The 10,709-nt window shown below is 73.8% G+C and carries 11 protein-coding genes; 3 read left to right on the top strand and 8 right to left on the bottom strand.

The window, feature by feature from the left end; translation table 11 throughout:
- Positions 1–39: 39 nt before the first annotated feature.
- Positions 40–675 (bottom strand): hypothetical protein, encoded by a 636-nt coding sequence (locus tag OP86_RS31170; protein WP_030061287.1) that lies wholly within the window; start codon positions 673–675, stop codon positions 40–42.
- 109 nt (positions 676–784) lie between these two features.
- Between OP86_RS31170 and OP86_RS31165 the strand changes: the two genes are divergently transcribed.
- Entirely contained in the window at positions 785–1,297 is a 513-nt protein-coding gene (locus OP86_RS31165) for a SigE family RNA polymerase sigma factor (protein WP_030061289.1), read from the top strand.
- Positions 1,294–2,343 (top strand): hypothetical protein, encoded by a 1,050-nt coding sequence (locus OP86_RS31160; RefSeq protein ID WP_030260729.1) that lies wholly within the window; start codon positions 1,294–1,296, stop codon positions 2,341–2,343. Before OP86_RS31165 ends, OP86_RS31160 begins: the two co-directional genes overlap by 4 nt.
- A gap of 94 nt (positions 2,344–2,437) precedes the next feature.
- Here OP86_RS31160 and ahcY read toward each other — a convergent pair whose 3' ends face one another.
- The 6 genes from ahcY to OP86_RS31130 form a co-directional block, all read right to left on the bottom strand.
- Positions 2,438–3,886, bottom strand: coding sequence for an adenosylhomocysteinase (ahcY, locus tag OP86_RS31155; protein ID WP_030260730.1), 1,449 nt, complete (start codon positions 3,884–3,886; stop codon positions 2,438–2,440).
- Between the two features lie 314 nt (positions 3,887–4,200).
- Positions 4,201–5,175: a cation diffusion facilitator family transporter gene (locus OP86_RS31150; protein ID WP_030061296.1), complete on the bottom strand. Its 975-nt coding sequence runs from the start codon at positions 5,173–5,175 to the stop codon at positions 4,201–4,203.
- Positions 5,176–5,246: 71 nt separating this feature from the next.
- A complete protein-coding gene (locus OP86_RS31145) occupies positions 5,247–6,491 on the bottom strand; it encodes an SIS domain-containing protein (RefSeq protein ID WP_030061298.1) in 1,245 nt (414 codons plus the stop codon).
- Positions 6,492–6,597: 106 nt separating this feature from the next.
- Positions 6,598–6,780: a Trm112 family protein gene (locus tag OP86_RS31140; protein WP_030061300.1), complete on the bottom strand. Its 183-nt coding sequence runs from the start codon at positions 6,778–6,780 to the stop codon at positions 6,598–6,600.
- A gap of 100 nt (positions 6,781–6,880) precedes the next feature.
- Positions 6,881–8,266, bottom strand: a complete 1,386-nt coding sequence (locus tag OP86_RS31135; protein ID WP_030061301.1) for a phosphomannomutase/phosphoglucomutase — start codon at positions 8,264–8,266, stop codon at positions 6,881–6,883.
- Positions 8,267–8,389: 123 nt separating this feature from the next.
- On the bottom strand, positions 8,390–8,806 hold the full coding sequence (locus OP86_RS31130; RefSeq protein ID WP_078589513.1) for a DUF3499 domain-containing protein: 417 nt from the start codon (positions 8,804–8,806) through the stop codon (positions 8,390–8,392).
- 112 nt (positions 8,807–8,918) lie between these two features.
- Between OP86_RS31130 and OP86_RS31125 the strand changes: the two genes are divergently transcribed.
- Positions 8,919–9,371: a metallopeptidase family protein gene (locus tag OP86_RS31125; RefSeq protein ID WP_078589508.1), complete on the top strand. Its 453-nt coding sequence runs from the start codon at positions 8,919–8,921 to the stop codon at positions 9,369–9,371.
- Positions 9,372–9,430: 59 nt separating this feature from the next.
- On the opposite strand, the gene OP86_RS31120 is transcribed toward OP86_RS31125, so the two are convergent.
- Positions 9,431–10,709 (bottom strand): DUF5719 family protein (locus tag OP86_RS31120; RefSeq protein WP_063832495.1); only part of this gene is annotated, 1,279 nt, incomplete at its 5' end.

Genomic DNA, 10,709 nt, shown 5'->3' with positions numbered 1-10,709 from the left:
GCGTCAGATGTGTATAAGAGACAGGACCCCGGCCCCCCGCTACTCCTCGGCCCCCACCCGCCAGCCATTCGGCGGCGACTCCAGCTCTTCCAGCTCGATCCCGTCCGCCGCCAGCACCACGTCCCCCGCCAGGTGCACGACCCGCTGCTCCCCCGTCTCCAGGTCCGCGACCTGGTAGCGCTCGACCAGCAGCGGCCCCGAGTCCGTCTCGTGCGTGTCGACGCCCTCCAGCAGCCACCCCTGGTCGAGGGTGCGCGGCGCGAGCACCGGCTCGGCGAACGCCACCAGCCGCACCCGCGCGCTCGCCCCCTCCCGCAGCCGCAGCAGCCGGGCGGTGGCGACCAGGAACCCCGGCGAGCGGCCGGTGAACGCGTGCGCCCGGTCGTGGCCCTCCGTCGTGTGCTCGCCGCCCGGGTCCGCCGCGTCGGTCCGTACCCAGGCCACCCCGTCCACCGCACCGCCGCGCACCTGCCAGCCCCCGGCCCGCAGTTCCATCCGCAGCGGCCGGGCCCGCGAGTCCAGGGTGAGGTCGACGCTGCCGATCACCCGCCCGTCCGGCGCGTAGGTCTTGGAGACGTACCGCCACCCGGCCGCCCCGGGGGCGCAGCTGAAGCGCTCCTCGCCGAGCAGGACGTGGTCGTGAGTGTCGTGGAGCGAGTACCGGCCGTTGGGCATGCCCGAAGCCTACGTGCGCGTCCTCGTGCAACGTTCCCCGGTGGTCCGCGCATTAGGGGTGTGGACGGCACCGGCACCGGTGCCGCCGCCATGACGAGAGGGGGTGCGGATGGCGAAGCAGACGCGCGACGAGGGGTTCACGGAGTACGTGGCCTCCCGGAGCGGCTGGCTGCGGAAGGTCGCCTATCTGCTGTGCGGGGACTGGCACCGGGCGGACGACCTGGTCCAGGAGACGATCACCAAGCTGTACGTGAACTGGGCGAGGGCCCGGCGGGTGGAGAACCTGGACGGCTACGCCCGCCGGGTGCTGGTCAACACCTTCCTGGGCGAGCAGCGCACCGCGTGGTGGCGCCGGACCGTCCGGACCGACAGCGAGCCGGACACCCCCGCCGTGGGGCTCGACCTGGACACCGCACTCGACCTGCGCCGGGCCCTGGCCGCCCTGCCGCCCCGCCAACGGGCCACCGTCGTCCTGCGGTACTACTGCGACCTTTCGATCGATCAGGCCGCCGAGGCCCTGGACTGTTCGCCGGGCAACGTGAAGAGCCAGAGCTCCCGCGCGCTGGAGGCCCTGCGCAGGACCCTCGTTCCCCACCCCTCCGTCCCAGAGAGGACGTCATGACCATCGGACCGGACGAGCTGACCGACCGCCTGACGGCCCTGGCCGAGGAACCGGCCCCGCCGCCCACCTTCGACCCGGCCGCGTCGATCGCCCGCGGGCGGTCCCGGCTGCGCCGCCGGCGTGCGGCCGCGCTCGGCGCGGTGGCCGCGCTCACGGCCGCCGTGGTCACCACCACCTCCCTGCTGCTGCCGTCCGGCGGCGACGCGCCGCCCGCCACCCGGCTGGTGCCGGCGGGCCGGGGCGAGGGCGGTACGCCGGCTCCGTCCGCCCCGCCCGCGACACCGGTCGGCAACGGCACCGACCCGTTGGTCAGCGCCGGCACCTTCGGCTGGCTCCCCGACTGGCTGGACCCTCAGCACGGCATCGGCTACCAGGCGGGCGACGGCTTCGTCCTCACCCGCGCGAGCCAGGCCAGCCCCTCCGGGCGGCAGCTCGAACTGATCGTCCATCCGGAGGGCCCCGAGCCCCCGCTCGACGAGTCGCCGGTGCAGAAGCAGGAGAAGCAGCCGGCCGACCCGGTCAACGGCCGGACGGCGTACTGGGTGACCAGCCCGGCGCAGCCGACGTTCGACAGCGGGCAGCGCATCCTGCGCTGGCAGACCCCCTCGGGCCGGTGGGCGCAGTTGCGGTCGAACCGCCCGCACGGCGACGAGGTACCCGATGACGTGCTGCTCCGGGTCGCCGCCGACGTCAAGGTCGGCGCGACGCCCGTCCCGCTGCCGTTCCGGCTGTCCGGGCTGCCCGAGGGCGTCCAACCGACCGAGGCCGTCCTGAGCCGCCCGGCCGCCGGGCAGCCCTGGTCCGTCAGCCTGGCCTTCTCGGCCGGCGGCATGAGCGCCGGGATCATCGTGGCCCCGGCGGGCCCACTGGCCTACGGGAAGGACTCGAGGAGCTGCCGGGAGGAGAAGGACCTGCAGGTCTGCGCGACGGCCGAGTCCGACAGCCTGCCGCTGGTCGAGCGGTTCGGGGGCCTGGCGGCCATGACCGGGCTGGTGCAGCTCACGGGGGCCGCCGAGAGCACCTGGACCACGAACGTCCTGCGCTGACCCGAACGTCCCGCGCCGACCCGACGGCCCGGACACGCCGGTGGCCGGCACCCCGCCCTGGGGTGCCGGCCACCGGCGTACGGGCGTCACCGCATCAGTAGCGGTACTGCTCCGCCTTGTACGGGCCCTCGACCGGAACGCCGATGTAGTCGGCCTGGTCCTGGGTCAGGGTGGTCAGCTTCACGCCCAGCGCGTCGAGGTGCAGGCGGGCGACCTTCTCGTCCAGGTGCTTCGGCAGCACGTAGACGCCGATCGGGTACTGCTCGGTCTTCGTGAACAGCTCGATCTGGGCGATCGTCTGGTTGGCGAAGGAGTTGGACATCACGAAGGACGGGTGGCCGGTCGCGTTGCCCAGGTTCAGCAGGCGGCCCTCGGAGAGGACGATGATGGTGCGGCCGTCGGCCTTGCGCCACTCGTGGACCTGCGGCTTGACCTCGGTCTTCACGACGCCGGGCAGGTGCGCCAGGCCGGCCATGTCGATCTCGTTGTCGAAGTGGCCGATGTTGCCGACGATGGCCTGGTGCTTCATCCGCTCCATGTGGGAGGCCAGGATGATGTCCTTGTTGCCGGTGGTGGTGATGAAGATGTCGGCCGTCTCGACGACGTCCTCCAGGGTGGCGACCTGGTAGCCGTCCATCGCCGCCTGGAGCGCGCAGATCGGGTCGATCTCGGTGACGATGACGCGGGCGCCCTGGCCGCGCAGCGACTCGGCGCAGCCCTTGCCGACGTCGCCGTAGCCGCAGACGACCGCGACCTTGCCGCCGATCAGGACGTCGGTGGCGCGGTTGATGCCGTCGATCAGCGAGTGGCGGCAGCCGTACTTGTTGTCGAACTTCGACTTGGTGACGGAGTCGTTGACGTTGATGGCCGGGAACAGCAGCGTGCCGTCACGGTGCATCTCGTACAGGCGGTGGACACCGGTGGTGGTCTCCTCGGTCACGCCCTTGATGGTGGCGGCGACCTCGGTCCACTTGCTCGGGCTGTCCTTCAGGGTGCGGTTGAGCAGCTCCAGGATGATCCGGAACTCGTCGTTGTCCGCGGTGGACGGGTCCGGGGCGGCGCCGGCCTTCTCGAACTCGACACCCTTGTGGATCAGCAGGGTGGCGTCGCCGCCGTCGTCCAGGATCATGTTCGGGGTCTTGCCGTCAGGCCAGGTCAGCGCCTGCTCGGTGCACCACCAGTACTCGTCCAGCGTCTCGCCCTTCCAGGCGAAGACGGGCACGCCCTGCGGGTTCTCCGGGGTGCCCTCCGGGCCGACGGCGATGGCGGCGGCCGCGTGGTCCTGGGTGGAGAAGATGTTGCAGGAGCACCAGCGGACCTCGGCACCGAGCGCCGTGAGGGTCTCGATCAGGACGGCGGTCTGGATCGTCATGTGCAGCGAGCCGGTGATGCGGGCGCCGGCCAGCGGCTGCGACGCGGCGTACTCGGCACGGATCGCCATCAGACCGGGCATCTCGTGCTCGGCCAGCTGGATCTCCTTGCGGCCGAACGGCGCCAGGGAAAGGTCGGCGACCTTGAAGTCACCGGTGATGTCGGTCGACATGCGTCTGCTCCTCGCTGATGGGGTTGGGGCCAAAGGTCCGGGCGTGTGTCGCGCTCGACAGGCCGTACGGATGCACGGCCACGCCGGGGCAGCCGGATCTCCGCGGTGGCGGACCGGCTCCCTGCGCAGCACAAACCGTCGGAGGACCTCTCTCCCTCGACCGGCGCACACCCTACGGGCGCGGACCGCCGATCGACCGCCATCAGCAGCGACGTTCTGGCTCTGGGGACGAATCTACACCGATGGCCCCATCGGGCGTCCGCCGATGACCGATTTCGATCGCCGCCGCGGGCCGGGCCCGGGCCCGGGAGTCACTACTCGGCTGCGGGCCCCGGGCCGCCCGGCGTGGCGGCCGGGTCCTCGCCCGCCGCGGCCTTCTCGGCGCTGTAGACGTCGGGCTCCAGGTAGATCGCCCGGGCGATCGGCACGGCCGCCCGGACGCGCTCCTCCGCCGCGTCGATGGCCGCCGCCACCCGGGCGGCGCTGTCCTCCGCGTTGACCGCGATCTTGGCGGCGACGAGCAGCTCCTCCGGGCCCAGGTGCAGGGTCCGCATGTGGATCACCCCGGTGACCGACCGGCCGTCCACCAGGGCCTCGCGGATCCGCCGCACCGAGTCCCTGTCGGCGGACTCGCCGAGCAGCAGCGACTTGGTCTCCAGGGCGAGCACCACGGCGATCACCACCAGCAGGACGCCGATGCACAGGGTGCCGATGCCGTCCCAGACGCCGTCCCCGGTGATCACGGTGAGCGAGACGCCGAACAGCGCGAGCACCAGGCCGATCAGCGCGCCGGTGTCCTCCAGCAGCACCACCGGCAGCTCCGGCGCCTTGGCGGTGCGGATGAACTGCGTCCAGCTCTGGGCGCCCTTGATCTTCGCCGACTCGCGCACCGCGGTGAGGAAGGACCAGCCCTCCATCGCGATGGCGAAGACCAGCACGCCGACCGCCCAGCCCCAGGAGTCCAGAGCCTCCGGGTGGTTGACCTTGTGCCAGCCCTCGTAGACCGCGAACAGGCCACCGACGCTGAACAGCACGATGGCCACCAGGAAGCCGTACACGTAGCGCTCGCGGCCGTACCCGAACGGGTGCTCCTCGTCCGCCGCCCGGCGCGCCCGCTTGCCACCGACCAGCAGCAGCACCTGGTTGCCGGAGTCGGCCACCGAGTGCACGCCCTCGGCCAGCATCGAGGAGGAGCCGGTGAAGCCGAAGGCGGTGAACTTGGCCGCCGCGATCGCCAGATTCGCGGACAGCGCCGCCACCAGTGCCTTGGTGCCGCCTTCGGTACTCATGCCAAGCAATCCTCACGGTTCGGTCAAGCGTCGTCGAGCGCTCAACCTACCGGCCGGGCGGCCCGACCGTCTCAGGCCTGCGCGGCGGCGAGCCCCAGGTAGACGGCGGCGAAGTCGGTCAGCGCGACCAGGTCGGCCAGCGCGTGCAGCGCCTCCGGCCGGGTGCTCGCGTACTCGGTCAGCCGGACGTCGTGCGCGGCGGCCAGCCGGTGCGCCCTGGTCACGCCGAAGCTGCGCGGGCCGGCGTCCTCCTCCGGCACCTCGGCCGGGCCGTCCTGTTCCTCCGTCGATCCGGCCGTACCCGGAACGTGCCGCAGCAGCAGCACCTGGAGGTGCAGCGGGTCCGGCTCCTCGACCCGGTCGCGGAAGAAGTCGTCCGGGTCCGCGCCCGCGCCCAGCTGCCCGGTGAACATGCCCCGGTGGGCGGTGAGCACCTGCGGCAGTTCCCCGGCCAGGGCCGGCCGCCCGGCCCGGTCGGCCAGCTGGGCGGCGAAGCGGTCGGCGGCCGCCCCGGCGATCGGGCCCTCGGCCCACAGCAGCGGGACGGTCCCGGCCAGCCGCGCGGCCAGGCCCTTCGCCGGGTTGGTGTACGCGGCCGCGTCGGGGCGGCAGCGCACCGCGGTGGCGTCCAGCAGGTCGGCGACGCCCGCCAGCGCGTCGTACGGCAGCTGGGTGAGGCCGATCTTCTGGGCCAGCGCCAGCAGCGGGGTGAGGTGGGACCACAGCGCGGCCGGGTCCTCGGCCGGCAGGTCCGGCTCGGCGGCCGCGACCGGCGGGCCGTCCTCGGGCAGCACCGAGGTCACGTACGGCAGCGGCAGCGCGCGCACCTGCAGCGCGGCCTCGGCCAGCGCGCTGCCCGCCGGGGCGGTGACGACGATCGCGCAGCCGCGCGCGTAGGCCTGCTCGGCGAGGCCGACCAGGCCCTGCTCCCCGCCGTCGGCGGAGCTGATCACCAGCAGGTCGAGCGGCCCGGCCCAGCCGGGCAGCTGCCAGCCGAGCCCGGAGGTGAACGCGGGCGGGGCACCGGCCCGGTCGGCGCGCGGAGCGACGGCCTCGGACGGCGGCAGCGGGACGACCAGGCTGGCGCTGCCGGCCAGCGCGGCCAGCATCTCGGCGGCGGTCAGCGCACTGCCGTGCCCGGCGACCAGGACGGCGCGCGGACGGCCGTCCGGGCGCAGCCGGTCGAGGCCGGCCGCGTCGGCCTGCCGCAGCGCGGTGCGGACCCGGGCGCCGGCCCCGGCCAGGGCCAGCAGCGCGCGGTCCTGGTCGGCGCGCTGGAGGGCGGCCGGGTCGTCGAGCAGGGTGTCGTCGAGCATGCGGAGGGCCTCCGGCTGCTGTCCTGGGGCGGCTGGCGGGGTGGGGCTTCGCCCCGGGGCGGGTCTGACGACGCGCGTCGGATCAGCGCGCGACACGCCCCCAGGATCAGGCCGGGCGGCGGGCCTCGTCCACCAGGAGGACCGGGATGCCGTCGCGGACCGGGTACGCGAGGCCGCAGTCCGCGCCGGTGCAGACCAGCTCAGGCTGCTCCTCGGTGCCGCCCTCGACGAGCGCGGCCCGGCACTGCGGGCAGACCAGGATCTCCAGCAGGAAGGATTCGAGCTTCATGAGGGCTCTCCAAAGATCGGTGGTGGCACGGAGGTGCCCCGGCCGATAGGCAACCCTACCGGCCGGGGCACCACGCGCTGAGGTCAGGCGCGGACCGGGGTCAGCCGCGGACGATGGCCAGCACGCCGTCGCGCAGCTCGGCCATCTTGGCCGGGTCCTTGGCCTCGACGTTCAGGCGCAGCAGCGGCTCGGTGTTGGAGGCGCGCAGGTTGAACCACCAGTCCGGGCCGGCCACGGTCATGCCGTCCAGCTCGTCCACGCTGGTGCCCTCCAGCCCGGCGTAGGCGGCGCGGACGGCGGCGGTGCTGGCGGCCTGGTCGGCGACGGTGCTGTTGATCTCGCCGGAGGCGGCGTAGCGGTCGTACTCGGCGGTCAGCTCGGAGAGCGTGCCCGGCTGCCCGCCGAGCGCGGCCAGCACGTGCAGCGCGGCCAGCATGCCGGTGTCGGCGCGCCAGAAGTCGCGGAAGTAGTAGTGGGCGGAGTGCTCGCCGCCGAAGACGGCGTCGGTGACGGCCATCTCCTGCTTGATGAAGGAGTGGCCGACCCGGGTGCGCACCGGCTTGGCGCCGAGCTCGCGGACCACCTCGGGGACGGTCCAGGAGGTGATCAGGTTGTGGATGATCGTCGGCTCGGCCTCGCCGGCGGCCTTGGCGCGGGCGATCTCGCGGGCGGCGACCAGGGCGGTGATCGCGGACGGGGAGACCGGCTCGCCGCGCTCGTCCACGACGAAGCAGCGGTCGGCGTCGCCGTCGAAGGCCAGGCCCAGGTCGGCGCCGACCTCGCGGACCTTGGCCTGCAGGTCGACCAGGTTCTTCGGGTCGAGCGGGTTGGCCTCGTGGTTGGGGAAGGTGCCGTCCAGCTCGAAGTACATCGGGACGAGCTCGATCGGCAGGCCGTCGAAGACGGTCGGCACGGTGTGGCCGCCCATGCCGTTGCCGGCGTCCACCGCGACCTTGAGCGGGCGGATCGTGGTGAGGTCGACGAGGCCGAGCAGGTGGTCGGCGTAGCCGCGCAGGGTGTCCTGCTCGGAGAGCACGCCCGGCTTCACGCCCTTGGCCGGGATCGTGACGGTGTCGTCCTCGGCGGTCCAGGCCTCGACCAGCTCGCGGATCTCGGACAGGCCGGTGTCCTGGCCGACCGGGGCGGCGCCGGCCCGGCACAGCTTGATGCCGTTGTACTGGGCCGGGTTGTGGCTGGCGGTGAACATCGCGCCGGGCAGGTCGAGCTTGCCGCTGGCGTAGTAGAGCTGGTCGGTCGAGCAGAGCCCGATCTGCACCACGTCGGCACCGTAGGCGGCGGCGCCCTCGGCGAAGGCCAGGCTCAGCGACGGGGAGGAGGGGCGCATGTCGTGGCCGACCACGATCGCGGTCGCGCCGGTGACCTGCACGAACGCGGCACCGAAGGCCCGGGACAGGCTCTCGTCCCACTGGTCCGGGACGACGCCTCGGACGTCGTACGCCTTGACGAGCTGCTTGAGGTCGCGCACTGCGGCTCCACCCTGGTCTCTGGACTGAATACGTCGGGGCCACCACCCGTCCGGTCGACGGGCGCGGTGGCGGTAGACGGGCAGCGTACCTGTGCCGGACGCACGCGCGGTGCGCGTACGGCCTCAGTTGTCCGGTGAGCGAAGGACCCGCAGATGGCCTCGACGGCTGCCCTCGGTGGACTCGCCCTCGGGCGAACGGCCCTGACGCGGCGTCTGCGGGCGGGCGGCCTCGCGGACGGCGTTGGCGAGTGCCTCCAGGTCGTCGCTGCTGCGGCGCAGCGGCCCGGCCTCGGCGGCGAGCCGGACGACCTCCCAGCCGCGCGGGGCGGTGAGGCGCTCGGCGTGCTCGGCGCACAGGTCGTAGCAGTGCGGCTCGGCGTAGGTGGCGAGCGGGCCCAGCACGGCGGTGGAGTCCGCGTAGACGTACGTCAGGGTTGCGACGGCCGGCCGGCCGCACGCGGTCCGCGAACAACGACGTACAGAGCTCACGAGGGTGGACGGTACAGCACTCCCCGCCGGGGAGCGAAGACCGCCTGTCAGGAGCGTGTGCCGTGTCGCCTCCGAGCGCCGGGGCCGTGTCTCGACCGCCCCGGGCGATTCCCCGTCGGAGTGGTCCACTTCCGACCGTCCAAGGACTACTCTCGGCAGTGATATGGACAGCTCCGCACCGCAGTCATCGACAGGCCCAGCGCGCCGCCCCCGGCATCGGGACCGGCACGGCAGGGGGCTGCGCGGCCCCCTGGCGCCGCCGCAGGTGCCGATCTCACTCACCCGCTCCGAACTGTTCGACGACTACGTGCGTGAGTCGGTGGAGCGGCTGGAGCGGCGTTGGCCGCAGCTGATCGAGGTCGAGTTCGCCGTCCAGGAGGTGCCGCTGCACGAGCCGGACGGCGCGGACGCCGAGGACGGCGTGCCGCTGGGGCGGGTGTCGCCGGGCAACCAGGGGCACAAGAGCCAGATCGTGGTGTACCGGCGGCCGGTGGAGATCCGGGCGAAGACCCGGGAGGACCGGGCGGCGCTGGTGCACGAGATCCTGATCGAGCAGGTCGCCGAGCTGTTGGGGCTCTCGCCGGACGCGATCGACCCGCGCTACGACGAGGACTGAGAGCGCAGGACGCGGCGGGTCGGGGGCGGTACCGGGAAGGTACCGCCCCCGACGGCTGCTCAGCGCAGGACGACGCCCGGGTCCTGGGCGGCCTGCGGGACCTTGACGGTGCTGTGGTCGTCGTGCAGCGCCTGGACGGTGAACATCGGCACGTCCTTGGCGGGGATGGAGAGCATCCGGGCGGCGGCCACCGGGCCGCCGGAGACGGTCTCCACGGTGAGCGCGAAGACGCCGTTCAGTCCGGCGGGCTCGGGCGCCGGGAGGGCGACCGTGCCGCCGGCCGGGAGCTGGACCTCCTTGGTGGCCGGGGTGCCGCCGCCGCTGCCGGCCGAGGCGGTGATCCGGACGGTGGCGGCGTCGCCGGTGGAGGTCAGGTAGAGCGTGGAGGCGCCGGCCCGGTTGTCGGCGACGCTGGCTCGCGCGCCGACCGGGGCGGTGCCGGTGAGCCAGGCCGCGTCGCTCTTGCCGTTGCCCGCCGCCCGGTCGACCCGCAGCCCGGCCACGATCGGCGTGGGGTGCTTGTCGTCGCTGGGCGACAGCCGCAGCCCGGCGACCTCGTCCCGGGTGACCTTGCCGAGGTCGACGGCGGCCACCATGCCCGCCTTGACGTGGATCGTCTCGTTGCCGGCCGGGGTGAACCAGCCGTTCTTGCCGGAGAGCTGGATCTTCAGGTCGGCGTCGTCCTCCGGCGGCGCCCAGACCACCAGGCGAGCGGTGGTGGTGTCGGCCGGCAGGCCGGGCAGCACCTGGGTGGCGGCCGGGGCGGCCGAGGCCGGGATCCAGTCCGCGCCCTTGTTGCCGTCGGCCGCGTGCAGCGCGGCGCCGATCCGGCCCGAGCGGGCCACCACGTGGACGGCGAGGTCGGCGACGGCGCCCTTGGTGAGGGTCGACAGCAGGACGGACTGGGAGCTGCCGGGGGCGATGGTCAGGCCGTTGGCGGCGTCGTTGTCGATCAGGCCCTTGTCGCCGTACAGCTTGATGTCGACCACGGCGGCGGAGGACTCGGTGTTGACCAGGCTCAGGTAGTCGACCCGGTCGCCGGCCGTGCTGGCCCCGGCGAACCAGAAGCCGGTGCCGGCCGGGGTGCAGGTGAGGCCGGACAGGCCGAGGCCGCGCTGCTCGGTGACCACGGTGGTCTGGGTGACGGTGAAGCCGGGGGCGAGGGCGCCGGTGGCGACGGCCCCGGTGCCGGGCGCGGCGTCCCCGTTGGCCGCCGGGCCGGTGACCGGGGTGCCGGGCTTGGCGAGGGTCAGCCGGGCGTCCGCGGGCGCGGCGTTCTTGTCCGGGACGGGGGTGCCCGAGGCGGTCGGGGCCGGGGTGGCGGGCGGGCTCGCCGGC

The organism is Streptomyces novaecaesareae (genome assembly GCF_000716875.1).
Taxonomy (GTDB): domain Bacteria; phylum Actinomycetota; class Actinomycetes; order Streptomycetales; family Streptomycetaceae; genus Kitasatospora; species Kitasatospora novaecaesareae.
This window is presented reverse-complemented; position numbering and strand designations above follow the sequence as displayed.

What these genes read in the sequence shown, in the direction of transcription:
- OP86_RS31150 (WP_030061296.1), bottom strand. Translation starts at nt 5,175, where the DNA reads ATGAGTACCGAAGGCGGCACCAAGGCACTGGTGGCGGCGCTGTCCGCG.
- OP86_RS31145 (WP_030061298.1), bottom strand. Translation starts at nt 6,491, where the DNA reads ATGCTCGACGACACCCTGCTCGACGACCCGGCCGCCCTCCAGCGCGCC.
- OP86_RS31140 (WP_030061300.1), bottom strand. Translation starts at nt 6,780, where the DNA reads ATGAAGCTCGAATCCTTCCTGCTGGAGATCCTGGTCTGCCCGCAGTGC.
- OP86_RS31160 (WP_030260729.1), top strand. Translation starts at nt 1,294, where the DNA reads ATGACCATCGGACCGGACGAGCTGACCGACCGCCTGACGGCCCTGGCC.
- ahcY (WP_030260730.1), bottom strand. Translation starts at nt 3,886, where the DNA reads ATGTCGACCGACATCACCGGTGACTTCAAGGTCGCCGACCTTTCCCTG.
- OP86_RS31165 (WP_030061289.1), top strand. Translation starts at nt 785, where the DNA reads ATGGCGAAGCAGACGCGCGACGAGGGGTTCACGGAGTACGTGGCCTCC.
- OP86_RS31170 (WP_030061287.1), bottom strand. Translation starts at nt 675, where the DNA reads ATGCCCAACGGCCGGTACTCGCTCCACGACACTCACGACCACGTCCTG.
- OP86_RS31125 (WP_078589508.1), top strand. Translation starts at nt 8,919, where the DNA reads ATGGACAGCTCCGCACCGCAGTCATCGACAGGCCCAGCGCGCCGCCCC.